This is a genomic window from Methyloversatilis sp. NSM2 (assembly GCF_038066675.1).
Classification (GTDB): domain Bacteria; phylum Pseudomonadota; class Gammaproteobacteria; order Burkholderiales; family Rhodocyclaceae; genus Methyloversatilis; species Methyloversatilis discipulorum_A.
This window is the reverse complement of record NZ_JBBUKV010000006.1, coordinates 1-22763: the sequence shown is the minus strand read 5'-3', so window position 1 is coordinate 22763 and position 22763 is coordinate 1. Positions and strand designations below refer to the sequence as shown.

General features: G+C 66.6%; 23 protein-coding genes and 1 other RNA gene. 13 read left to right on the top strand and 11 right to left on the bottom strand.

The window, feature by feature from the left end:
* Positions 1-16: 16 nt before the first annotated feature.
* Positions 17-1096, top strand: a complete 1080-nt coding sequence (locus tag WJU27_RS13670) for a lipocalin-like domain-containing protein (protein ID WP_341422459.1) — start codon at positions 17-19, stop codon at positions 1094-1096.
* Positions 1097-1103: 7 nt separating this feature from the next.
* Here the strand turns inward: WJU27_RS13670 and msbA are convergent, their stop codons facing one another.
* Together msbA and WJU27_RS13660 are read right to left on the bottom strand one after the other, a co-directional pair.
* A complete protein-coding gene (gene msbA, locus WJU27_RS13665) occupies positions 1104-2819 on the bottom strand; it encodes a lipid A export permease/ATP-binding protein MsbA (RefSeq protein ID WP_020163209.1) in 1716 nt (571 codons plus the stop codon).
* 116 nt (positions 2820-2935) lie between these two features.
* Positions 2936-3517: a histidine phosphatase family protein gene (locus tag WJU27_RS13660; RefSeq protein WP_020163210.1), complete on the bottom strand. Its 582-nt coding sequence runs from the start codon at positions 3515-3517 to the stop codon at positions 2936-2938.
* A gap of 214 nt (positions 3518-3731) precedes the next feature.
* Here WJU27_RS13660 and WJU27_RS13655 point away from each other — a divergent pair, with 214 nt between their 5' ends.
* Complete coding sequence (locus WJU27_RS13655; protein WP_296808376.1) at positions 3732-3992, top strand: hypothetical protein; 261 nt, start codon at positions 3732-3734, stop codon at positions 3990-3992.
* 49 nt (positions 3993-4041) lie between these two features.
* Here WJU27_RS13655 and WJU27_RS13650 read toward each other — a convergent pair whose 3' ends face one another.
* Together WJU27_RS13650 and cobU are read right to left on the bottom strand one after the other, a co-directional pair.
* Positions 4042-4608 (bottom strand): histidine phosphatase family protein, encoded by a 567-nt coding sequence (locus WJU27_RS13650; RefSeq protein ID WP_341422458.1) that lies wholly within the window; start codon positions 4606-4608, stop codon positions 4042-4044.
* Positions 4605-5141, bottom strand: coding sequence for a bifunctional adenosylcobinamide kinase/adenosylcobinamide-phosphate guanylyltransferase (gene cobU / locus WJU27_RS13645; RefSeq protein WP_341422457.1), 537 nt, complete (start codon positions 5139-5141; stop codon positions 4605-4607). The genes WJU27_RS13650 and cobU overlap by 4 nt, the downstream gene beginning before the upstream one ends.
* A gap of 103 nt (positions 5142-5244) precedes the next feature.
* Here cobU and WJU27_RS13640 point away from each other — a divergent pair, with 103 nt between their 5' ends.
* From WJU27_RS13640 to WJU27_RS13600, 9 genes are all read left to right on the top strand, one after another.
* Positions 5245-5439: a hypothetical protein gene (locus tag WJU27_RS13640; protein ID WP_008061278.1), complete on the top strand. Its 195-nt coding sequence runs from the start codon at positions 5245-5247 to the stop codon at positions 5437-5439.
* A complete protein-coding gene (locus WJU27_RS13635; protein WP_019915533.1) occupies positions 5436-5741 on the top strand; it encodes a cell division protein ZapA in 306 nt (101 codons plus the stop codon). The genes WJU27_RS13640 and WJU27_RS13635 overlap by 4 nt, the downstream gene beginning before the upstream one ends.
* Positions 5742-5776: 35 nt before the next feature.
* A non-coding RNA gene (gene ssrS / locus WJU27_RS13630) (6S RNA) lies at positions 5777-5959 on the top strand.
* A gap of 334 nt (positions 5960-6293) precedes the next feature.
* Positions 6294-7820: an acyl--CoA ligase gene (locus tag WJU27_RS13625; protein WP_020163214.1), complete on the top strand. Its 1527-nt coding sequence runs from the start codon at positions 6294-6296 to the stop codon at positions 7818-7820.
* A 49-nt stretch (positions 7821-7869) separates the two neighbouring features.
* Entirely contained in the window at positions 7870-8874 is a 1005-nt protein-coding gene (locus WJU27_RS13620; protein WP_296808393.1) for a Bug family tripartite tricarboxylate transporter substrate binding protein, read from the top strand.
* A 102-nt stretch (positions 8875-8976) separates the two neighbouring features.
* Positions 8977-9489 carry a tripartite tricarboxylate transporter TctB family protein gene (locus tag WJU27_RS13615; RefSeq protein ID WP_296808396.1) on the top strand — a complete coding sequence of 171 codons (513 nt, stop codon included), beginning with the start codon at positions 8977-8979 and terminating at the stop codon, positions 9487-9489.
* A 26-nt stretch (positions 9490-9515) separates the two neighbouring features.
* On the top strand, positions 9516-11012 hold the full coding sequence (locus WJU27_RS13610) for a tripartite tricarboxylate transporter permease (protein WP_020163217.1): 1497 nt from the start codon (positions 9516-9518) through the stop codon (positions 11010-11012).
* Positions 11013-11110: 98 nt separating this feature from the next.
* Positions 11111-12115: a 2-dehydropantoate 2-reductase gene (locus WJU27_RS13605; protein ID WP_020163218.1), complete on the top strand. Its 1005-nt coding sequence runs from the start codon at positions 11111-11113 to the stop codon at positions 12113-12115.
* Positions 12116-12234: 119 nt separating this feature from the next.
* A complete protein-coding gene (locus WJU27_RS13600) occupies positions 12235-13065 on the top strand; it encodes a sulfite exporter TauE/SafE family protein (protein ID WP_341422456.1) in 831 nt (276 codons plus the stop codon).
* 9 nt (positions 13066-13074) lie between these two features.
* Here the strand turns inward: WJU27_RS13600 and WJU27_RS13595 are convergent, their stop codons facing one another.
* Positions 13075-13590, bottom strand: a complete 516-nt coding sequence (locus tag WJU27_RS13595) for a hypothetical protein (RefSeq protein ID WP_341422455.1) — start codon at positions 13588-13590, stop codon at positions 13075-13077.
* 10 nt (positions 13591-13600) lie between these two features.
* On the bottom strand, positions 13601-15043 hold the full coding sequence (gene mgtE, locus WJU27_RS13590) for a magnesium transporter (protein ID WP_024300664.1): 1443 nt from the start codon (positions 15041-15043) through the stop codon (positions 13601-13603).
* A gap of 152 nt (positions 15044-15195) precedes the next feature.
* Here mgtE and WJU27_RS13585 point away from each other — a divergent pair, with 152 nt between their 5' ends.
* On the top strand, positions 15196-17211 hold the full coding sequence (locus tag WJU27_RS13585; protein WP_341422454.1) for a ribonuclease catalytic domain-containing protein: 2016 nt from the start codon (positions 15196-15198) through the stop codon (positions 17209-17211).
* Positions 17212-17227: 16 nt separating this feature from the next.
* Here the strand turns inward: WJU27_RS13585 and WJU27_RS13580 are convergent, their stop codons facing one another.
* On the bottom strand, positions 17228-17908 hold the full coding sequence (locus WJU27_RS13580) for a PEP-CTERM sorting domain-containing protein (RefSeq protein WP_341422453.1): 681 nt from the start codon (positions 17906-17908) through the stop codon (positions 17228-17230).
* A gap of 280 nt (positions 17909-18188) precedes the next feature.
* Positions 18189-18248, bottom strand: a complete 60-nt coding sequence (locus WJU27_RS13575; RefSeq protein WP_341422573.1) for a hypothetical protein — start codon at positions 18246-18248, stop codon at positions 18189-18191.
* On the opposite strand from WJU27_RS13575, the gene WJU27_RS13570 reads away from it, so the two are divergent.
* Entirely contained in the window at positions 18226-18402 is a 177-nt protein-coding gene (locus WJU27_RS13570) for a hypothetical protein (RefSeq protein WP_341422452.1), read from the top strand. The genes WJU27_RS13575 and WJU27_RS13570 overlap by 23 nt on opposite strands.
* Positions 18403-18421: 19 nt before the next feature.
* Here the strand turns inward: WJU27_RS13570 and WJU27_RS13565 are convergent, their stop codons facing one another.
* From WJU27_RS13565 to WJU27_RS13555, 3 genes are all read right to left on the bottom strand, one after another.
* Entirely contained in the window at positions 18422-20125 is a 1704-nt protein-coding gene (locus tag WJU27_RS13565) for a CorA family divalent cation transporter (RefSeq protein ID WP_341422451.1), read from the bottom strand.
* Between the two features lie 42 nt (positions 20126-20167).
* Positions 20168-21745 (bottom strand): glycosyltransferase family 39 protein, encoded by a 1578-nt coding sequence (locus WJU27_RS13560; RefSeq protein ID WP_341422450.1) that lies wholly within the window; start codon positions 21743-21745, stop codon positions 20168-20170.
* Between the two features lie 115 nt (positions 21746-21860).
* On the bottom strand, positions 21861-22406 hold the full coding sequence (locus WJU27_RS13555) for a PEPxxWA-CTERM sorting domain-containing protein (protein ID WP_304006254.1): 546 nt from the start codon (positions 22404-22406) through the stop codon (positions 21861-21863).
* Between the last annotated feature and the right edge of the window lie 357 nt (positions 22407-22763).

The window sequence follows — 22763 nt, the reverse complement described above, 5'->3', positions numbered from 1 at the left end:
GCGCGCTCTGCGCATCATGAATTCCGCGCTGCGTCGACTGCTGTTGCACCTGCCACTGCTGGCCGTGCTGCCGGCCCGCGCCGACGAAGCCGCCTACGATCCGGTGCTGCCCGCCACGCCGCGCAGCCTGCCGCGTGACCACGGGGCGCACCCCGGCCACCGCATCGAGTGGTGGTACATCACCGGCTGGCTGGAGCGCGATGCTGCGGCACCGGTCGGCTTCCAGCTCACCTTCTTCCGCGTGCGCCAGCCGGCGCACGATGCCAACCCGAGCCGCTTCGCGCCGCGCCAGCTGCTGTTCGCGCACGCCGCGGTGTCCGACCCGGCGCGTGGCCGCCTGCTGCACGCGCAGAAGATCGCCCGCGCCGGCTTCGGTCTGGCCGAGGCGTCGGCCGACGACCTCGACGTCCGCATCGACGACTGGCATCTGGCCCGCCAGCCTGCGCCGGAGCGCCTGCTCGCACACATCGCGGCGGACGATTTCGACTACGCGCTGACCTTCGCGCCGACGCAGCCGGTGCTGTGGCAGGGCGAACAGGGGTTCAGCCGAAAGGGGCCTGATCCGGCGCACGCCAGTCACTATCTGAGTTGGCCGCAGTTGGAGGTGAGCGGACGCCTGCGCATTGCTGCGAAGACCGGCGCCGTGCGCGGTCGCGCCTGGCTCGATCACGAGTGGTCGAGCGCGCTGATGCCGGAGGGCGCGCAGGGCTGGGACTGGCTGGGCATCAATCTGGACGACGGCGGTGCGCTGATGGCCTTCCGCATGCGCGACGCCAACGGCCACGCGCTGTGGGCGGCAGCGACCGTGCGCGACGCGGCGGGCGATCGCCGCCATGCGTCGAATGAAGTCGGTTTCGCGGTGCGCCGCGTCTGGCGCAGCCCGCGCAGCGGCGGCGCCTATCCGATCGAACTCGACGTCAGTGTGGGGGGGCGTCGCTTCCTGGTGAAACCGCTGTTCGACGACCAGGAACTGGACAGCCGCGCCAGCAGTGGCGCCATCTACTGGGAAGGCGCGGTGACCGTGTTCGAAGGCGCGCGCCGGGTCGGCCGCGGCTATCTGGAGCTGACCGGTTACGCGGCGGCGCTGAAGATCTGACGCTCTGTCACTCGCCGCCACCGAGCTGCGAGTTGTAGAGGCCGGCGTACATGCCGCCCGCTGCCAGCAGGTCGGCATGCTTGCCGATCTCGGCGATGCGGCCGCGGTCCATCACGACGATGCGGTCGGCGCGCTCGATGGTGGACAGCCGGTGCGCGATCACCAGCGTCGTGCGGTTCTTCATCAGCACTTCGAGCGCGGCCTGCACCTGACGCTCGGATTCGGTGTCCAGTGCCGAGGTGGCTTCGTCCAGTATGAGCACCGGCGCGTCCTTCAGCAGCGCGCGCGCGATCGCCAGCCGCTGGCGCTGGCCGCCCGACAGCTTGACGCCGTTCTCGCCGATCATGGTGTCGAAGCCTTCCGGCATCGCCTGGATGAAATCCAGCGCATAGGCGGCGCGAGCCGCCGCCTCGATATCTGCGCGGTCGGTGCCGCGCAGCGCGCCGTAGGCGATGTTGGCCGCCACCGTGTCGTTGAACAGTACGACGTCCTGGCTCACCAGCGCCATATTGGCGCGCAGGCTGGCCAGCTTCACGTTCTGGATGTCGTGCCCGTCAAGCAGGATGCGGCCCGAAGTCGGCGTGTAGAAACGCGCCAGCAGATGCGCCAACGTGGTCTTGCCGGAGCCCGAAGCGCCGACCAGCGCCACTGTCTCGCCCGGCGCGATCGACAGATCGAAGTGCTGCAGCACGCGCAGTTCGCGGCCCGGGTAGCCGAAGCCCAGCTGGTCGAAGTCGATGCGGCCGCGCGCACGTTCGAGTTCGACCGTACCGCTGTCGCGTTCGGCCTGCTGGTCGATCAGCTGGAACACACTTTCCGCCGCCGCCAGCCCGCGCTGCAGCGGCGCGTTCACGTCGGTCAGCCGCTTCAGCGGCGCCAGCAGCATCAGCATGGCGGTGACGAAGCCCATGAAGCCGCCGACCGTGGTGCGATTGGCCGCCGAGTCGGCCAGCGCGACCGCGATGACGATGCCCAATGCCACCGCGGTGAGCACCTGGGTCATCGGCGACACCAGCGAGGCGGCGACGATGTTGCGCATGTTCTGCCGGCGCTGCTTGCGGCAGGCGGCGTCGAAGCGGCCCATTTCGTAGTCCTGGCCGCCGAAGATCTTCACCACCTTGTGCGCCTCGATGGTTTCTTCCAGCGTGTGCGCGATGCTGCCCATCGCCGTCTGCGCGCCGCGCGCCGATTCGCGGATGCGACGCGAACTGAGTCGCACGATGAGCGCGATCAGCGGCAGCATGCCGAGCACGATCAGCGTGAGCTTCCAGTTCAGCCACAGCAGCCAGGCCAGCAGGCCGGCCACGGTGAGCGTGTCGCGCACGAACACGGTGATCACGTTGGTCGCCGCCTGCGTCACGCCCTGCACATCGTAGGCGACCTTGGAAATCAGCGCGCCGGACGAGTTGTTGTCGAAGAAATCGGTCGGCAGTGCCAGCAGGCGGCCGAACATCGCGCGGCGCAGATCGAGCACCACGTTGTTGGCGGCCCAGGCGAAGGCGTAGTCGGCGATGAAACCGAAGATGCCGCGCACCGCGAACAGCAGCACGATGGCCAACGGGTAGAACCACACCGCCTGCGGGTCCTGACCGCCGAAGCCGCCGTCGAGCAGCGACTTCATCAGCGCCGGAAAGACCGGTTCGGCCGCTGCCGTCAGCGCCATGCAGACGATGGAGACGGCGAAGGCGATCCAGTAGGGGCGCACGTAGCCGAGCAGACGCATATACAGCGCGCGGCTGGAAACCTGGGGTGAATTCATGGTGGGCGTCGGGCGGAGAAGCGCGGATTATCCTTGATCCGGCCGGGCTCTGTTCATCCGGGCTGCGCTGCGCGCAGGCTTCAGCGATTGAAGCTGCGCAGCTTGGGCCCGAGCGGGCCAATGGCCAGATGCGTGACGCGGCCGAACTCGAACTCCAGATTGAGCCAGCGGCTCGGGGGCAGGCCGAGCAGGGTGCCGGTCAGCGCGCGCATCGGCCCGTTGTGCGCGACCACGACCAGCGCACCCGTGCCGGCGCGGTGTGCTTCGAAAGCGTCCCAGACGCGCGTCGCCATATCCGCGTACAGCTCGCCGCCGGGCGCGCGGAAGTCGATCAACGTGCTGCCCCACACCTCGAAGCCTTCCGCCGGAATGTCGGCGAAGGGCTTCAGTTCCCAGTCGCCGAAATCAAGCTCGCGCAGCCGCGCGTCCAGATGCACCGTCGGCGATACCGCTTCGGCCAGCAGACGGGCCCGCGTCAGCGGGCTGCTGACCACGCGCGCGTCGGTTGGCAGCAGTGGCGCAAGCCGTGCGGCGCAGGCGGCGATGTCCTCGGCCACCGGCAGGTCGGCGGCGCCGTAACACAGCGCCGGGTCGACGGCCGGCTTCGGGTGACGGACCAGATACAGGTCCAGTGGATCAGTCAGACGGAACAGTTCGTTCATCGTGTTGCATTCATGCAATGACAGCGGCGTGACGGCGCACCCGCCGGCCGGCACACCTGGAGCACTGTGTAACGTCGCGTATGCACTTTGATGCGCTGCAAAAAATTCTTACTTGATCTGAGGCAAACCACGGCAGACGTAGGGCTTGAAAGGTTTGTTGCGGTGCACTACATTGAACTCAACGACAGCTTTTTAACTTGCAAGGAGCATCACCATGAAAACCACTGCAATCCGCATCGCTCTCGCGACCACTCTTGCGATCGCCACGCTTGGCGCATCGGCGGCCACCGAAGCTTCGGTGTCGTCGGCCGCCGTCGGGCACCCCGAAGACTACAAGGTGTTCATCGACGCGCCCACCGGCTACGCTTTCGTGAAGACGCCGTCGCGCTGGGTGTTCACCCGCAAGGTGGACAGCGTCCGCGTCGCCGAATCGTCCGCCGAAAAGCGCGTCGAGAAGGCCGAAGCGACCCGCTGATCGAAGTTTCAGTGCCGCACCGGAAAAGCCACCCGCAAGGGTGGCTTTTTCATTTTGCGGTCTCGCTACGGCGCCAGCCGCCGTCCGCGGCCGATTCCAGCTTGATGCACGCACCCTGCGGGCAGGCGATGTCCAGCCAGTCGTTCTGCGGCAGGCCGAGCAGCCGGCCCGCCATCACCCGGAGTGGTCCGCCATGCGCAACCACGACGAGGTCGCCGCCCGCCGATGCGCCCCATTCCTCCCAGGCGGCCCACGCGCGCGCCGCCATGTCCGCCGCCGATTCGCCGCCGGGGATGCGGAAGCCCCACACGTCGGCGGACCAGCGGTCGATGTCGGCGCGTGGCAGCGTGTCGTAGCGCCTCATTTCCCATTCGCCGAAATCCATCTCCTGCAGGCGGTGGTCGAAGGTCACCGTGTCCGACAGCGCCCGCGCCAGTTCGGCGCAGCGGCGCAGCGGACTGCTCAGGATCGTTGCACCCCGCGGCAACTCGTCACGCAGCGTCGCCGCGGCAGCGGCAACCGGTGCGGCCAGCGCCACGTCGGAACGCCCGTAACAGATGCCGCGTTCCACGGCGACCGGCGGATGCCGCACCAACCAGAGTCGGCGCGCGCTCACGGCCGCTTCAGCGCCAGCGGAAGCCCGGCGGTGACCAGCGTCACCCGCGCACAGAGGCGGGCCAGCGCCTGGTGCAGGCGGCCGGCCTCGTCGACGAACACGCGCGACAGCCGCCCCATCGGCACGACGCCGCTGCCGACCTCGTTCGATACCAGTGCGATCCGGCCGGGCAGCATCGGCAGTGTGTCGACCAGCGCCGCGCGCTCGCGTACGAAAAGGCCAGGCAGCGGCGCGCCCGGCGCATCGTCCATATCCATCAGCAGGTTGGACAGCCAGAGTGTCAGGCAGTCGACGACGATGAAGCGATCCTCCGCGGCGGCTTCGCGCAGCGCAGCCGCAAGATGCAGCGGTGCCTCGACCACTGGCCAGTGCGCCGGCCGGTTGGCGCGGTGGCGCTCGATGCGCGCCGCCATCTCGCCGTCGCCAGCTTGCGCGGTGACCACCATGGTCACTGCCAGACCGCTTTCGGCGGCCTGGGCCTCGGCATAGGCACTCTTGCCGCTGCGGGCGCCGCCCAGAATCAGTTCGTGCACTGCGTATCGCTCCATTGCTTGCTGGCGAAGGATTGTAGGTCGGCCGCGCCGCAGGCGCTGTGCTGTCTTGACCGGCCCGGCGGCGCCCACCTATAGTTCGCCGATGGATCATGACATCAACCAGCTCGGCGACCGACTCGACATCCTGCTCGGTCGCTTCCGCGCGCTGCATGACGAAAACATCGTCCTGCGCAACCGCGTTGCGGCGCTCGAAGGCGAGAACAAGGTGCTCGGCGACAAGGTCGCCGCGGCGCGTGAAAAGGTGAGCGGTCTGCTCGAAAGGCTGCCTCAGGAATGAGCGAATCGAATCTCGTCGAAATCACCATACTCGGCCGCGAGTATCGGGTGCAGTGCCGCGAGGGCGAACGCGATGCGCTGAATGCATCGGTCGAACTCGTCGAGCGCCGCATGCGCGATCTTGCCGAGGCCACGCGCGCCTCCGGCGAGCGTCTCGCCGTCATGTGTGCGCTCAACCTGGCACACGAAATTTTTCAGATGCAGGCGACAGGCGGTGTTGATTTGGTGCCGCTGCGGCGTAGAATCAACGCCATGCAATCGCGCATCGACGAAGCGCTCTCCGCACAGGAAAAGCTCTTCTAGAGGCGGTTGCAGCAAGGTGAAAGACCTTGCGTATCAATCCCCTGCGGTGTTCGCCAAGGTCATAGATTCCTTGAACCAATGTCTCATTGGCATAAGGTCGCGAACCATGGACGCCGCTGTTGTGCGCACCTCTCGGGGATGCGCCTGATGCGGCAGGGACGCGGCCGCTCTGAACCCTCGGTTCAGGATGCCGGCCTAGCGACATGCGCGGGGGTCCCCCACAAAGCAGTACCGTAGAGTGTTGCACGCCCGACGCCCACTACCCCGGGTACGGGCCGGTCACCAGAAGTGGCCTCCCTCCTCCGGCCGCGGCCATACAAGCCGCGGTCTTTGCTGTGTAACGCATCTGTTACACATTGCTCCGTCGTAGAGATCCGCTGCGTCAGCTTTGCTGTGCGCGGCTGTTTTGCGGCAGCGCGTCTTGAACACCCGTTCGATCTGGGAAAGACTCAGCTGCCGTTCGTCCCGTGCGTCCATACGATGCACGTGGCTCCGTCGCGGAAGCGGATGCACCCATCCATTCCTTTGTTTCCTGAGTTTTTCGGAGTTCGTATGTCCGGTATTTCCACGCTTGCCGAGCTGTTTTCCACCGGTGCCGATTCGGCAGTGGCGCTGTCTGCGCCCGCGCGCACCGATCTGAGCTTCGGCAATCTGCGCGCCCTGATGACGCGCACCGTTGCACGTCTGAATGAACTGGGTGTGGGTCGTAACGACCGCGTCGCCATCGTCCTGCCGAACGGCCCGGACATGGCCAGTGCCTTCATCAGCATTGCTTCCGGTGCCACCGCCGCGCCGCTGAATCCGGGCTACCGCGCCGAGGAATTCGAGTTCTACCTGTCCGACCTGAATGCCAAGGCGCTGGTGGTCGAGCGCGGCAGCGTGTCGCCGGCGATCGAAGTGGCGAAGAAGCTGGGTGTGCGCGTGATCGATCTGGTGGCGAACGAAGCCGCCGGCGATTTCAGCCTTGAGCCGCGCGAAGCCGCGGCCGTCGCCCCGGCCGCCAACGGCGGCGCCGCGCAGGCCGACGACGTCGCATTGGTGCTGCACACCTCGGGCACGACCTCGCGTCCGAAGATCGTTCCGCTGACCCAGCGCAACGTGTCCGCTTCGGCACAGAACATCCGCGCCACGCTGGCCTTCACCGAAAAGGACCGCGGCCTGAACATCATGCCGCTGTTCCATATCCACGGCCTGATCGCCGGCATCATGGCGCCGCTGTCGGCAGGTGCTTCGGTGTTCTGCACGCCGGGCTTCGATGCGCTGAAGTTCTTCTCGCTGATGGATGAAGCGCACCCGACCTGGTACACGGCGGTGCCGACCATGCATCAGGCCATCCTGTCGCGCGCCTCGCGCAACAAGGAAATCATCGAACGCAACCCGCTGCGCTTCATGCGCTCGTCGTCGTCGTCGATTCCGCCGCAGGTGATCCGCGAGCTGGAGGAAACCTTCGGCGCTCCGCTGATCGAGGCTTACGGCATGACCGAAGCGTCGCACCAGATGGCGTCCAACCCGCTGCCGCCGCGCGCCCGCAAGCCGGGTTCCGTCGGTCTGGCCGCCGGTCCGGAAGTCGAAATCATGGACGACGACGGCAACATCCTGCCGGCCGGCGAGATCGGCGAAATCGTCATCCGCGGTGCCAACGTCACCCCGGGTTACGAGAACAACGAAAAGGCCAACAAGGAAGGCTTCACCAATGGCTGGTTCCGCACCGGCGACCAGGGCAGCAAGGACGCCGAGGGCTATCTGTCGCTGACCGGCCGCCTGAAGGAAATCATCAACCGCGGCGGCGAGAAGATTTCGCCGCGCGAAGTCGACGAAGTGCTGATGGATCACCCCGCCGTGGCGCAGGTCGTCACCTTCGGCATCCCCCACCCCAAGCTGGGCGAGGAAGTGGGCGCTGTCGTCGTGCTGCGTGAAGGTCAGCAGGCCACCGACAAGGAAATCACCGCCTTCGCTGCCACGCGACTGGCCGACTTCAAGGTTCCGCGCAAGATCCTGTTCATGGATGAAATCCCCAAGGGTGCGACCGGCAAGCTGCAACGCATCGGTCTCGCCCAGAAGCTGGGTCTGGGTGGCTGAGCCATCCCCTTCCGCGCACTACCGCATCAACAATAAAGGAGACTTGCACATGACCAAACTCGGAAAGTGGGCCGGCCGCGCCCTCGTGACCGCCATCGCGACCATCGGTCTGACCGGTGTCGCGCAAGCCTGGGAACCGACCAAGCCGGTCGAGTTCGTTGTGCCGGCCGGTACCGGTGGCGGCGCCGACCAGATGGCCCGCTTCATCCAGGGCATCGTCGCCAAGAACAAGCTGATGGCCCAACCGCTGGTCGTCGTGAACAAGTCGGGCGGTGCAGGCGCGGAAGGTTTCCTCGAAGTGAAGGGCGCCAAGGGCGACCCGCACAAGATCATCATCACCCTGTCGAACCTGTTCACCACGCCGCTGGCGACCGGTGTCCCGTTCAACTGGCGTGACCTGACCCCGGGCGCAATGCTGGCGCTCGACCAGTTCGTGCTGTGGGTGAACGCCGATGCGCCGTACAAGACGGCCAAGGAATACATCGACGACATCAAGGCCAAGCCCGCCAACACCTTCAAGATGGCCGGTACCGGCTCGAAGCAGGAAGACCAGATCATCACCGCGATGATCGACAAGGCCACCGGCAAGAAGATGACCTACGTGCCGTTCAAGGGCGGTGGCGACGTGGCGGTGCAGCTGGTCGGCGGTCACGTCAATTCGACGGTTAACAACCCGATCGAGGCCGAAGCCCACTGGCGCGGCGGCAAGCTGCGTCCGCTGTGCATCATGGACAGCGAAAAGCTGCCGTACAACGAGAAGGTGACCGCGACCCAGGCCTGGGGCGACATCCCGACCTGCAAGAGCGCCGGCGTACCGATCGAGTACCTGATGCTGCGCGGCGTGTTCCTGGCGCCGGGTGTCACGCAGGAACAGGTCGACTTCTACGTCAATCTGTTCAAGAAAGTACGCGAGACGCCGGAGTGGGCCGACTTCATGAAGAAGGGCGCGTTCAAGCAGACCTTCATGAGCGGCAAGGAATTTGCCGACTGGGTCGGCAAGTCGGAAGCGATGCACTACGGCCTGATGAAGGACGCAGGCTTCCTCGCCAAGTAATCAGCCTGTAGCAGTGTGCGAATACGGGCGGGTCATCCCGCCCGTATTCGTTTCGATGTGCCGCGAAGATGTTCACTTCCTGTTTTTAGTTTCTGGAGATTCATGATGGAGCGATCCGAGGACGCCGCTGAAGCCGGCATGTCCAACCGCTGGCCGGAAATCCTGGTCGCGCTCTTCCTGTTCGCCATCGGCATCATCGTGGTGAACGACAGCATCCGCGTCGGCATCGGCTGGGAAGAGGGCGAGGGCCCGCGTGCCGGCTATTTCCCCTTCTACATCGGCTGCATCCTGCTCATATCCAGCGGCTGGATCCTGTTCGGCGCACTGGCACGCTTCAAGAAGGCGCAGCCGCAGTTCGCGTCCTGGGTCGAGCTGAAGTCGGTGATGCAGATGCTGGTGCCGCTCACCGTCTACATCGTGGCTGTCGTCTATCTCGGCATCTACGTGTCGTCGCTGGTGCTGATCGCCTTCTTCATGAAGGTGCACGGCAAGTTCGGCCTCATTGCCACCACCCTGACCGCAGTCGGCGTGCCGCTCGCAGCCTTCATGCTGTTCGAGCGCTGGTTCCTCGTGCCGCTGCCCAAAGGTCCGATCGAGCTGATGCTCGGTTTCTGACATAACGCGAAATTCCCGAGACCGAGATGGAAGAACTCAACAACCTCATGCACGGGTTCAGCGTCGCGCTGACCCTGCCCAATCTGGGCTTCATGGTGCTCGGCATCACGCTGGGCATCCTGATCGGCGTGCTGCCGGGCCTGGGCGGTGCCAACGGCATCGCCATCCTGCTGCCGCTGACCTTTTCGATGGACCAGACCTCGGCCATCATCATGCTGTCCTGCATCTACTGGGGCGCGCTGTTCGGCGGGGCGATCACGTCGATCCTGTTCAACATTCCGGGCGAACCCTGGTCGGTGGCGACCACCTTCGACGGCTTCCCGCTGGCGCAGCAGGGCCGTGCCGGTGCCGCACTGACGGCGGCATTCACCTCGTCCTTCGTCGGCGCCTTCTTCGCCGTGCTGCTGATCACCTTCCTCGCCCCGCTGGTGGCGAAGTTCGCGCTGAAGTTCGGGGCGGCGGAAATGTTCGCGGTGCAGATGCTCACCTTCTGCTCCTTCGTCGGCATGAGCAAGGAGCCACCCGCCAAGACGCTGGCCGTGATGGCGCTCGGCTTCGCGCTGGCGGCGGTCGGCATGGACACGGTGACCGGCACGCTGCGCATGACCTTCGGCACGACCGAACTTCTGAAGGGCTTCGACTTCCTGATCGCGGTGATCGGCCTGTTCGGCATCGGTGAAATCCTGCTGACGATGGAAGAGGGCCTGGCCTTCAAGGGCAAGAGCGCGAAGATCCAGCTCAATGTCGTGCTGCAGACCTGGAAGGAACTGCTGCGCTACTGGAAGACCTCGATCCGCTCGGTGCTGGTGGGCTGCTGGATGGGCGTCACCCCGGGTGGCGCGACGCCGGCATCGTTCATGGCCTACGGTCTGGCCCGTCGTGGCGCCAAGGACAAGGACTCGTTCGGCAAGGGCAATATCGAAGGCGTGGTGGCCCCGGAAACCGCGGCGCATGCCGCCGGCACCTCGGCGCTGCTGCCGATGCTGACGCTGGGCATCCCCGGTTCGCCGACCGCCGCCGTGCTGCTGGGCGGCCTGCTGATCTGGGGTCTGCAGCCCGGTCCGCTGCTGTTTACCGAGAAGCCGGACTTCGTCTGGGGCCTGATCGCGTCGATGTACCTCGGCAACATCGTCGGCCTCATCGTCGTGCTGACCACGGTGCCCTGGTGGGCGGCCATCCTGCGCATCCCGTTCTCGGTGATCGGCCCGGTCATCATCGTCATCTGCGCGATCGGTGCCTACACGGTGCACAGCTCCATCTTCGACGTGGTGATGATGCTGGTGTTCGGCGTCTTCGGTTACCTGTTCAAGAAGCTGCGCTATCCGTTGGCGCCGCTGGTGCTTGCGCTGGTGCTCGGCGACATGGCCGAATCGAGCTTCCGCCAGTCCATGCTGCTGTCGCAGGGCAGTCTCGACATCTTCTGGGCCAACCCGCTGGTGGCCGGTCTGATGCTGCTGTCCTTCACCATGCTGCTGTGGCCCATCGTGCCGGCGCTGAAGCACTATCTGCGCGGCCGTGCGTGACATGAACTGATTCCGCCCGCCACACGACGGCGGGACGGAATGACGGCGGGCCGGTTGCGCAAGCGCCGTCCCGCCGCGCCATTGAAGGAGATGAAAAGATGAAGATCGCAGTCGTTGGCGCGGGCGCCATCGGTGGTTACCTGGCGGTGAAGCTGTCGCGCGCCGGCAATGAAGTGACTTGCATTGCGCGCGGCCCCAACCTCGCCGCCATCCAGGCCAAGGGCATGTCGCTGATCCTGGAGGACGGCACCGTCGAAGACGCCCCGAACATCCGCGGCGTGCAGAAGATGGCCGACGCCGGCGTGCAGGACGTCATCCTGCTGACGCTGAAGGCGCATCAGGTGAAGGACGTGGCGGCCGACATGCGCGCGCTGTTCGGCCCCGACACGATGGTCGTGACCATGCAGAACGGCATCCCCTGGTGGTATTTCCACAAGCTGGGCGGAGACTACGAGGGCACGCCGGTCACCTCGGTCGATCCGGATGGCATCGTCGCCGCCAATATCGAGGTCGAGCGCGTGATCGGCTCGGTCGTCTATCCGGCGTCCGAACTGGTCGAGCCGGGCGTGATCAAGCTGATCGAGGGCAACCGCTTCACGCTGGGCGAGCTCGACGGTTCGCGTTCGCCGCGCATCGAGGCGCTGTCGCAGGCGATGATCGCCGCCGGCTTCAAGTCGCCGGTGTCGAAGGACATCCGCTCCGAAATGTGGGTCAAGCTGTGGGGCAATCTGAGCTTCAATCCGATTTCGGCGCTGACCCACGCCACGCTGGAGGATATCTGCCGCTTCCCGCTCACCCGCGAACTGGCTGCCAACATGATGCGCGAGGCGCAGGCGGTCGGTGAGAAGCTGGGCGTCGAGTTCAAGATCGGCCTCGACAAGCGCATCGCCGGTGCAGAAGCGGTCGGCGCGCACAAGACATCGATGCTGCAGGATGTCGAAGCCGGCCGTCCGCTGGAGTTCGAGGCGCTGGTCGGTTCGGTGCGCGAACTGGGCCGTATCACCGGCATCCCGACGCCCAACATCGACGCCGTCTACGCGCTGGTGTCGCTGCTGGCGCGCACCTTGTCGGACAAGAAGGGCAAGCTGGCCATCGCCGGTTGATCGTCGCCGACTGTACGACACAGCGGGGCGCCTTCGGGCGCCCCGTTTTGTTTTTGCGCCACGCCGCTTTTGCGGCAACGACGCGTGCTGTGTTCAGATAGCGCCTTTTGCGCTGCACCATGATGCTGATACCGGACTTCTTCCCCAGCCTCGACTTCGTCCTCGCCTGTCTCGTGCTCGGTGCCGTTGCCGGCTTCTTCGCCGGCATGCTGGGCATAGGCGGCGGTACGCTGCTGGTACCGATACTGGTGATGCTGTTCGAACAGCAGCAGGTGACGCCCGACCACATCCTGCATCTGGCGCTGGGCACCTCGATGGCCGCCATCGTGGTGTCCGCCTTCGTCAGCCTGCGCACCCATCACGCACACGGCGCGGTCGACTGGCCGGTGGTCCGGCTGATGACGGTGGGCGTGCTGCTCGGTACCGCGCTCGGCACCTTCATCGCGCGTCTCGTGTCGACGCAAACGCTGTCGGTGTTCTTTGCGGTATTCATCGCCTACATCGCGATCAATATGCTGGTCGGGCTGAAGCCCAAGCCGTCGCGCCAGCTGCCGGGGCCGGCCGGCCTCATCGCCGTCGGTGGCGGCATCGGCACCATTTCGGCTTTGGTGGCGGTGGGCGGTGGTGCGATGACGGTGCCTTTCCTGACCTGGTGCAATCGCGACATCCGCAACGCGATCGGAACCTCGGCCGCGCTGGGCCTGCCGATCGCGCTTGGCGGCACGGTCGGCTACGTCGTCAATGGCTGGGATGTGCAGGGCATGCCGGCGCAGGTGCTGGGCTATGTGCACCTGCCGGCGCTGGCGGCCATTCTGTGCACCAGCGTGTTCACCACGCCCTGGGGTGCGCGTGCCGCCCACCGTCTGCCGGCCACCTTGCTCAAGCGCGTGTTCGCGACGCTGTTGGTCGTGCTGTGCGCGCGCATGCTGTGGAAGCTGTGGGCGGCCTGAGCCGCCGCTTCACGGACGGTGGCGCGCCGCCGACAGCCGTTCGACTGCAGTCTGCTGGTCGCCTGCGCGAGCTTCTGCGCTCATCGCGGTGAAGCTGACCGTCAGTTCGCCGACGCGCAGCATGCCCTGGCGCAGCCGGGTATAGGGTTCCGGCGTAATGCTGCCGCCGGCGTCGAAATAGAAGCCGGTCGCCGTCGCCTGCAGCGCCGCCGCCGCCGCGCCGACCGTTTCGGCGGTGCGGCGGACGCGGGCGCGGATTTCGTCCGGCGTGGCCGGCGGCTTGCGGTCGGCGGCCTTCCACACGGCCGTCACCACCCACTGCGCCTGACCGTCCGGCGCGGCGACGGTCACCGTCGGCGGCATGCGGGCGTCGTGACGGCTGATGTCCACTGCCCAGTCCTCGGGGACGTCGAACTCCAGCGTACCGGCCTCGGCGCAGGGCACGGTGACGATGCGGTCAGCCGCTTCGGCACATGCGCCGGCGATCATCATCGCGAGGCCGAAGGCGAACAGGCGCAGCTGCATGGCAAGTCCTTCAGATCAGGAACAGGGTGGCCAGCCCGAGGAAGATGAAGAAGCCGCCGGAATCGGTCACCGCGGTGATCAGCACCGAAGAGCCCACCGCCGGGTCGCGCCCGTAGCGGGCCAGCAGCATAGGTACCGATACACCGACAAAGGCGGCGAGCAGAAGGTTCAGCGTCATCGCGCCGGTCATCACCATGCCCAGCGCCCACGAGTCGTACAGCCACCAGGCGAGCAGGCCGAGCAGGCCGCCCCAGACGATGCCATTGATCAGCGACACGCCCATCTCCTTGCGGTAGAGGCGGCGCGCCGCCTCAGGCTGCAGCTGACCGAGGGCGATCGCGCGCACGATCATCGTGATGGTCTGGTTGCCGGAGTTGCCGCCGATGCCGGCGACGATGGGCATCAGCGCCGCCAGCGCCACCAGCTTCTCGATCGAGCCTTCGAAGGCGCCGATCACGCGCGAGGCGAAGAAGGCAGTGACCAGATTGATCGCCAGCCAGGCCCAGCGGTTCTTCACCGAATCCATGATGGGCGCGAAGATGTCCTCCTCCTCGCGCAGACCGGCGTGTGCCAGCAGTTCCTCTTCCGACTGCTCGCGGATGAAGTCCATCACCTCGTTAACGGTGAGTCGGCCGATCAGCTGGTCGTGGTGGTCGACCACCGGCGCCGACACCAGGTCGTAGCGCTCGAAAGCCTGGGCGGCCGATTCGGCGCTGTCCGAGGCGCGCAGCACGAGCGGATGGTCGTGCATCACGCTGGCCACATCGACGTCGACGTCGTTCACCAGCAGCGTGTTCAGCGACAGCGAGCCGCGCAGCTTGTCGTCGCGGTCAATGACGAAGATCTGGTCGGTGTGGTCCGGCAGTTCGTCGAACAGGCGCAGGTAGCGCAGCACGACTTCCAGTGTCACGTCCTCGCGCACCGTGACCATGTCGAAATCCATCAGCGCGCCGACCGAATCCTCCGGGTAGGACATCGCCGCACGCAGCTGTTCGCGCTCCTCGTGGTCGAGCGAGCTGAACACGTCCTGCATGACTTCGGTCGGCAGGTCGGGCGCGAGGTCGGCCAGTTCGTCGGCGTCGAGCTGTTCGACCGCGGCGACCAGCTCCTTTGGCTCCATCGCGTCGATCAGCGTCTCGCGTACCGCGTCCGACACTTCGAGCAGGATTTCGCCGTCGCGCTCGGCGCGCACCAGGTCCCACACCAGCAGACGGTCGTCCGGCGGCAGCGCCTCAAGGATGTAGGCGATGTCGGCCGGGTGCATCGCGTCGAGCTTCTTGGTCAGCTCGTTGTGATGCTGCTTGGCCACCAGCGTCTCGACCAGCTCGTGACGCGGCATCTCCTGCCGGTGCACCAGGCTTTCGACCCGCTTCTGGCGGTCGAGCAGCGTCCTCACCTCTTGCAGGCGCTCTTGCATCGCGTCGTGGTGAAGGATTTCGTCGGCGTCGGCCACGTGAAACAAATCCGGGTCGGGCCTGCCGGGCGGCGGGCTGGCAGGCGATTGTAGCCGCCCCCGGTTACCGGCCCGAGGCTTTTTGCCGCGATGCGACAGCGGCTGCGCGCTTTCAACGATAATCACGGGCCGTATCCCTGCCGACCCGTTTCATGAATGTTCTTTTCGAAGAGGACGGCCACTTCCGCGCCGGCTCCGTGATGACCGACAGCGTGTCCTCGCTGCAGGTCGAACTGCCGAGCGGCAAGCGCTCAAAGGTGAAGGCGGCCAACGTGCTGCTGCGTTTCGCCAGCCCCGAGCCGTCCGCGCTGCTGGCGGCCGCCGAAACGCAGGCGGCCGATCTCGACGCGCCCTTTCTGTGGGAAGTGTGTGGCGATGACGAGTTCGCCTTCGAGGAACTGGCCCGCGAATACCACGGCGCCGCACCGGATGCCGTGCAGTCGACCGCCATCCTGCTGTGCCTGCACGCCGCTCCGATCTACTTCCATCGCAAGGGCCGCGGTCGCTTCCGCAAGGCGCCACCGGACATCCTGAAGGCCGCGCTCGCCGGGCTGGAAAAGAAGCGGCTGCAGCAGGAGCAGATCGAGCACTGGAGTGCCGAACTGCAGGCCGGGCGCACGCCGCCCGAAATCGCGGCCTGTGCGACGCAGATCCTGTACAAGCCGGACCGCAACCGCCTCGAAACCAAGGCGGTCGAAGCCGCCGCCGCGGCCGCCGGCCTGTCGGTGGTGGGGCTGATGGCGAAGGCCGGTGCCTTCGCGTCCAGCCACGACTATCACCTCGGCCGCTTCCTGTTCGAGTACTTCCCGAAGGGCACCGACTTCCCGACGCACGAAGTGCCGCCCGCTGGCGATTTGCCGGACGCCGGCGTGCGCGCCTTCTCGATCGACGACGCCACCACCACCGAGATCGACGACGCCTTCTCGGTGCGCCCGAAGGAGGGCGGCGGCTGGCGCGTCGGCATCCACATCGCCGCGCCGTCGCTGGCGATACAGCCCGGCAGTGCGCTGGCCGACATCGCGCGCAGCCGGCTGTCGACCGTCTATTTCCCCGGCCGCAAGATCACCATGCTGCCGGACGAGGCGGTCGAGGCCTACACGCTGGCCGCCGGGCGCGACTGCCCGGCGCTGTCGCTCTACCTCGATGTCGAGACCGATCTGCGGGTGACGGCGAAGCAGACCCGCATCGAACGCGTCGCCGTGGTCGCCAATCTGCGTCATCACGAGATCGAGCCGCTGTTCAACGACGACACGCTGACGGCCGGCGAACTGCCGGACTTCGAATGGCGCGACGAACTGCTGCTGCTGTGGCGTCTGGCCGAAGTGCTCGAAGCCGGTCGCGGCAAGCCGTCGGCCAACGGCGGGCAGATGGATTTCAACTTCTACGTCGATTGGGAACAGACGACCGAAGACGGCGAAGGCCGCGTCGACATCCTGCGCCGTGCCCGCGGCAGCCCGCTGGACAAGCTGGTGGCCGAGCTGATGATCGTCGCCAACAACACCTGGGGCGCCGACCTGCGCGATGCAGGCATCCCGGCGCTGTACCGCGCCCAGGGCGCCGGCAAGGTGCGCATGACCACGGTGGCCGCACCGCACGAAGGTCTGGGCGTCGACTGCTACGCCTGGTCGACCTCGCCGCTGCGCCGCTACGTCGATCTGGTGAATCAGTGGCAGATGATCACGCTGCTGCGCGGCGAGCCGCCAGTGTTCCCGCCGAAGTCGGAAGCGCTGCTGTCGGCGCTGCGCGACTTCGAGCTGGTGTACGCCGCCTACGCCGACTTCCAGCGCGCGATGGAGCGCTACTGGTGCCTGCGCTGGCTGCGTCAGCGGGCGGCGGCTGGCGATACCTCGCCGCTGTCGGCCATCGTGCTGCGCGAATCGCTGGTGCGGCTGGAGCAGATTCCGCTGGTACTGCGCTGCCCCAGCCTGCCGGCGCGCGATCCGCGCTCGCGGGTCGAGGTCGAGGTGGAGCACATCCATCTGCTCGACAACGATGCCCGCGCCCGCTGGGTCGGCGATCTGGCAGCACTGACCGGCGCTGCCGCGGTGTCGGAGGAAGAACTGGCGGAGGAAATCGCCGAAGCCGAGCTGCCGCCGGAAACACCGCCCGCCGACGCGCCGGTGCCCGAACTGCCGGTGACCCCGCCGGAGAGCGGCGAGGCGGACTGAAGCTTACTGATATTCCTCAAGCCACCCGGTCGAGAACGCGCCTTCTCCAGCCGATCAGGCCGAGCCCCGCTGCAAGCATGAGGGGCGACGCCGGCTCCGGTACCTCGGCAACCTGAATGGACAGCGTCAGTGCGGTGCTGTTGATGCTGAATATCGCCGAGGCATCGTTGCCCGGATCGAACGAGAGCTGAAGACCGGTGACGCTGAGGTGCCTGAAGCTCTGAATCAGGAAGGAGTCGGTCTCGAGACTGAAGAAGCCGGCGCGGAGCCCCGCGTTGTCGATGGCCGTGGTTTTCGTGAGTGCATGGTCGATGGCACCGATCACCCGGCCGTCTGCGACCAGCCAGCCCTGAAGCGATGCCCGGCTGAGCGCGTTTCCGGTTTCAGAGAAGACGAGGTCGTCTACGCTGATGGCCACCGCAGCGGCCAGTGGCAGGTCACGCCTTGGCGACACTTCAAAGGACGGCAGCCGATGCAAACGTGGCTCACCATTGGCCTGGATCTCATCGGTGAACTGAACGCCGGGGCCGTGCTCGGTGGCCATGTGCACGTACGAAAGGAAGTGTCCGGGGACTGACACCACATAGTCCGGATACTCGGCGCGGAAACTCCAGCCTGCATCTTCAGCCTGTGCGCACGTCCAGGAGATGGACAGCAGGAGGCCGACAACAAGTCGGCGGGCATTGCGAGCTGACATCTGTGGTGCTCTGCGAAGACGATGTGCTCACGATGCCGGTCGAATGTTGCGAAGCTGTTTCGACGCCTGCCGTCGCGGAAAAGGCTGTTCAACATTGGCTTGATCGAAGCCATGCCCGAGTGCGGAACGGTCGGGCAACCCGTGTCGCCCGTTCAAGGCCTGATTCAGGCCTGATCGCCAACCATTCAGCCCGAAAGCAGTGAGCCGGGGAGAGACTGAGGCGGGGGGCAGAAAGAAAAAAGCCGGCGTGAGCCGGCTTTTTTCATGGTGCGTGCTGCGGTCAGCGCGGCAGACGGCGACGGGCTACCAGGGACACGATGCCCAGACCGGCCAGCAGCATGGCGTACGTGTCGGCTTCCGGCGCCGCCGCGGTGTCGGAGGAAGAACTGGCGGAGGAAATCGCCGAAGCCGAGCTGCCGCCTGAAATACCGCCCGCCGACGCGCCGGTGCCCGAGCTGCCGGTGACCCCGCCGGAGAGCGGCGAGGCGGACTGAAGGCGGGCGCGCGACCGCTTCAGGGGCGCGTCGGGACGCCGGCCCGGTCGTTACGGCGGCGGCCGGCCGCGCTGCTGCGCGGTCGCCAGATGCGCAGGAAGGCGCGCACCTTCTGCCGCGGCGTCAGCGTGTCATCCGACACCGCGTCGAAAAATTCCGACAGCGCGCTCGATTTCTTCAGTGTGTAGAAGGTGAGCACCAGCGTAGGAATCGCCACCACGACGACCGCCCCGATCTTGCCGAGCAGCGTGGTCGGCGGGCCGTCGAAAATGTTCATGCCGAGGAAGCCGGTGACGATGGTGCCGACCAGACCGAAGATGGTCACTACGGTCAGGCGGAGCAGCGTTTCGTTCTGGCGACGGCTGTCGTCCGCCTCCAGGTAGTTGTCCATGTCGAGTATTTCGGCGCGCAGCTCGTCGTACAGCGCGTCGTTGCCGAGGTTGCGCGTCCACATGTCGAACAGGTCCTTGGCCATCGATTGCTTAGACACCTCGCCGAACCAGTAGCGGTGGCTGAAGCGCAGAAAGATTTCCATGGTCTGGCGGATGCTGCGCTTGAAGCGGCGGCGTGAATCCGCCTCGTCGGCGTCGAGCAGGCTCACCGCTACGACCAGCCGATCCATCAGCATCAGCAGCGACGCACGGTGGAAGTGGGCGATCAGTCCGATCAGGAAGTACTGGTGGCGGAATTCGGCCAGCAGGCCGTTCTGCGGATCGGAATAGCCGCTCAGGCCGTGCATGCCCACCATCACCATCGACGGTCCGGTACAGATGACGCGCGTGCTCGCGTTTTCGCTGCGCCGCCCGGGCACCCAGAAGCGGTCGTAGCAGGACGTGCGTTCGAACTCCGACATCACCTCTTCCGAATAGGGCAGCGGCCGGCCGTCGTCCGGCTGCGTCGCCTGACCCAGCCGGACGAAGTCCTCGCGCGTCAGCGCGAACGGGTCGTCGAAGGACAGGAAAGTCATCTTCGGCTGGCGGTGATATTCGAGCTGGCGATAGCGGATGTCGCCGTCGGCTTCCGAGTGGTGCAGCACCATCGGGCTGAGCAGGTACTCCCAGTGCTTGCCGATGGCCGACGCGCGGTGTTCCCACACGTGGCGCAGATAGCGTTCGCGGTCGCCGTAGTCCGACTCGGCCAGCACCTCGCCGTCGCGCCCCAGCCACTGCACGCTGCGCATGCACTGCGCGGCGCGGCTGTCGTTGCTGTCGCCATTGGTCCACTTTGCCGGGAAGGCGCGGCCGAAACGGAACAGCAGTTCCTGCACGCGCGGCAGCGGCAGGTCGTCGGCATACACCTCCAGCACCAGCAGCACCACATCGACGTCATAGAAGAAGTAGAGGTCGATGTGCTGCACCGTCAGGTCCAGCGTGCTGCCGTCCTCGCAACCGAGGCGGACGGCGGCGATGTCATGTCTTCGGAATACGCGGATCGGCGATTCGCCATAGCCGCGCAGGGTCGCGCTGGAGCGCCCCTGGCCGTAGAGGAAGCGCTGCACATGCGGCAGGAAGGTGACGAATTCGCGGTAGTGGCGTTCGTGGAAGTCGGTCGGCGCGCCGGTGAATTCGTCGCGCTGTTCGCGCCAGGGGTTGTTCTCGGTGATCGCTGCCAGCGCTTCGGAATGCCGCTGCACCTGGTCGCCGGCGCGCATCGGCATCAGCCGCAGCGGCCACATCAGGATCTGGCGGAAATGACGGGCAACGGGTGGGGTGGATGCACTCATGACGATCGCGCCGGTTGCGGGTGGCCGAGTGTAGCGCCCCGCTCAGCGCAACGGGCGGCGCAGTTCGGGTGGCAGCGCGCGGCGGTCCTTCACCACGGTCAGCGTCAGTCCGGCGCGCTCGACGCGCGCGATCTCGTCGCCGCGCAGCACTTCGTCGCACCGCATGTGCGTGGTCGAAACGAAGAAGTCGGCCCGCACCCAGTCGCGGGTGACGACGTAGCGCTCGGCCGGCAGCCAGGCCTGTGCCTGCAGCGATTCGGCGCACACCGCTACCTGCCAGGGTTCGGCCGGCGCCGGCTCGGCGTCGATGCGCGTGCGCAGCAGCGCCGCCGCCTCGCGCACGCCGTCCGACCAGTAATCGGTTTCCCAGCGGTCCGGTGCGCCGGCGAAGCCGCCGGCCAGCCGGTTGTAGTTCACGTAGTGATAGGGGGCGAGCCGCGCCATGTCGTACAGCGGCACGGCGACGCCGGCCGCGCACAGCAGCGCGAAGGCGGCGGTCGTGGCCGGCCGCGCACGCGACCAGCGTCCGGCGGCGCACAGGCCAGCGGCCGCGATCACCGCCAGCGGCGGCAGCAGGAAGGTGAAGTGGCGGATGCCGTTGTACAGCGTCGGGCGGGTGGCCAGTGCGAGCGCCAGCGGCAGCAGCGCGGCCAGCAGCACCGGCAGCCAGCGCAGCCAGTCGATGCGCCGCCATGCCGTCGTCGCGCCGGCGGCGGCGAGCAGCAGCCCGGCCAGCGCCAGTTCGGGCAGACGGGCCGCCAGATAGAGCGGCAGGTAGTGGCGCGGCACGTCGCCGATCTTCATCACCTCGCCATCGAGCACCGTGTACAGGTCGAAGGTGAAGTGGGAGAAGGTAGTGAGCGCCTTGAACAGATTGCCGGGCGCCTGCACCGACCACGGCCAGAACAGCGCCATGAGCGCCAGCGCGATCGGCACGGCAGGGAGCAGGCTGACGATCGAGCGCAGCAGGTGAATCGCGCGCGTGCGCAGACTGCCTGCTGACAGCGCACTGACCGCAACTACAGTCAGGCCCAGGGCCATCACCGCGAACACCGCGCCGACGCGCAGCCCGAACGCACAGCCGATGGCCGCGCCCAATTGCAGCACGAGCGCCATTGGCGGGCGCGGCATCAACGGCACCAGCCGCACGGTGCACAGCGTCGCCCACGCCATGCAGGCGGCAAAGGGGATGTCCTTGGTGTGCGTGAACAGCGCGCCGCTCCAGGCGCCGGTCAGCATGAGCAGCCCGACCGCGCTCAGCGCCGACGCCTCACCGGCCAGCAGGCGCGCCGTGCGATAGACGGCGAGCAGGCCGCCGACGCCGAACAGCGCGGTCAGCAGGTGCCGCAGATCCCACACATTCATCGCCGGCAGCAGCCGTTCGGCCGACGCGGCGAGCAGGTCGAACAGGCCGCCATAGAGGTAGAGGTTCTTGTACTGGAAGGCCGCGAGGTCGGTCAGACCGGAACGGTAGTAATCGAGCAGAAGCCGGCCATAGACGTGCTGTACTTCTTCGTCGTTGCTCAGACCGTGCTGGTCGAAGCACAGCAGGACGTACAGCGCGATCAGGACGAACAGCAGGAAGGCGGGGATGTTGCGGCGGGCGGCGGCTGGATTCACGACGAGTGCAGGCGGTTGGACGGCCGCATAACGCGCGACCGCGTGCCGCGCTGACAGCGCGCACAAAAGAAAACGCCCCGCGGTGCGGGGCGTTGGTTCGCGCCGGGTACGGTGCTCAGACGCGGCGACGGGCAATCGCGCCGATCACGCCGAGACCGGCGGCCAGCAGTGCCCAGCTCGCCGGCTCCGGAACGGGCAGCGGGCTGCCAGCGTACAGGATGGCATGCGACAGGTTCTGCGCGTTGCCGCGGACATTGGTCGCGATGCCGGCGGTGGTGTCGAAGCTCAGCGAGGTGACCGGAGCGGCCAGGTCGAAGTAGTAGAAGCTGTGCTGATTGGCCGCCTTCAGGCCGATCACGATGCGGCCGCTGACCGCGCTGTCGAAGTTCAGCGTGCCCGAGGTCGCCCCGCTCGGGTTGGACGAGAAGGGGCCGAAGCCCGTGCTGTCGGTCGAGCCCACGAAAGTCCAGCTGCCGCCGAAGGTGGTCGCGAGGAAGTCGGTTTCGGCCGTTGCGCCATTGATGTTGTTCGGCCGCGCACCGACGCAGGCGCTGGCGGCGACGCCGGAGAAGCTGGTGTCGGCGCAGTCTTCGGCGCGGGCGCCGTTCATGGCCAGCAGCGCCAGCAGAGGCAGGGAGAATCGGGCGAGGGACTTCAGCATTTCGTGGCTCCAGATCGCCGCGCAGCGACTACCGCGCGATGGATTTGATGCTACGCAACATGGCTGGGGGCGGCCGGAAATAAGTCATGCAGAAAGTGACCGAAAGGTTACGTTTTGCATCGCACCATACGGAAGGGCGGTCAGGGAATGCTCACTGTGGGAGCGGCCTTGCCCGTGACAGGGCAGTCGCAGTCTGCAGGCTTCGATACAGGCTGCCGTCGGGGTCAAGACCCCTCCCACACAACCCCGGCCCGGGCTCAGGCCGTGGATCGGGCGCTCACCCTGTAGATACTGTTATCCGAGTCAAGCACCGTGAGCGGTTGGGTCAAAAGGTTTGCCGGATCGGAGAACGCCAAA

Coding starts and splice junctions, on each gene's coding strand:
- WJU27_RS13655 (WP_296808376.1), top strand. CDS start 3,732: ATGAAAACCACTGCAATCCGCATCGCTCTCGCGACCACTCTTGCGATC.
- WJU27_RS13585 (WP_341422454.1), top strand. CDS start 15,196: ATGAATGTTCTTTTCGAAGAGGACGGCCACTTCCGCGCCGGCTCCGTG.
- WJU27_RS13605 (WP_020163218.1), top strand. CDS start 11,111: ATGAAGATCGCAGTCGTTGGCGCGGGCGCCATCGGTGGTTACCTGGCG.
- WJU27_RS13570 (WP_341422452.1), top strand. CDS start 18,226: ATGCCCAGACCGGCCAGCAGCATGGCGTACGTGTCGGCTTCCGGCGCC.
- WJU27_RS13670 (WP_341422459.1), top strand. CDS start 17: ATGAATTCCGCGCTGCGTCGACTGCTGTTGCACCTGCCACTGCTGGCC.
- WJU27_RS13640 (WP_008061278.1), top strand. CDS start 5,245: ATGGATCATGACATCAACCAGCTCGGCGACCGACTCGACATCCTGCTC.
- WJU27_RS13615 (WP_296808396.1), top strand. CDS start 8,977: ATGATGGAGCGATCCGAGGACGCCGCTGAAGCCGGCATGTCCAACCGC.
- msbA (WP_020163209.1), bottom strand. CDS start 2,819: ATGCGTCTGCTCGGCTACGTGCGCCCCTACTGGATCGCCTTCGCCGTC.
- WJU27_RS13555 (WP_304006254.1), bottom strand. CDS start 22,406: ATGCTGAAGTCCCTCGCCCGATTCTCCCTGCCTCTGCTGGCGCTGCTG.
- WJU27_RS13595 (WP_341422455.1), bottom strand. CDS start 13,590: ATGCAGCTGCGCCTGTTCGCCTTCGGCCTCGCGATGATGATCGCCGGC.
- WJU27_RS13620 (WP_296808393.1), top strand. CDS start 7,870: ATGACCAAACTCGGAAAGTGGGCCGGCCGCGCCCTCGTGACCGCCATC.
- WJU27_RS13635 (WP_019915533.1), top strand. CDS start 5,436: ATGAGCGAATCGAATCTCGTCGAAATCACCATACTCGGCCGCGAGTAT.
- WJU27_RS13625 (WP_020163214.1), top strand. CDS start 6,294: ATGTCCGGTATTTCCACGCTTGCCGAGCTGTTTTCCACCGGTGCCGAT.
- WJU27_RS13610 (WP_020163217.1), top strand. CDS start 9,516: ATGGAAGAACTCAACAACCTCATGCACGGGTTCAGCGTCGCGCTGACC.
- WJU27_RS13660 (WP_020163210.1), bottom strand. CDS start 3,517: ATGAACGAACTGTTCCGTCTGACTGATCCACTGGACCTGTATCTGGTC.
- WJU27_RS13580 (WP_341422453.1), bottom strand. CDS start 17,908: ATGTCAGCTCGCAATGCCCGCCGACTTGTTGTCGGCCTCCTGCTGTCC.
- WJU27_RS13565 (WP_341422451.1), bottom strand. CDS start 20,125: ATGAGTGCATCCACCCCACCCGTTGCCCGTCATTTCCGCCAGATCCTG.
- WJU27_RS13600 (WP_341422456.1), top strand. CDS start 12,235: ATGATGCTGATACCGGACTTCTTCCCCAGCCTCGACTTCGTCCTCGCC.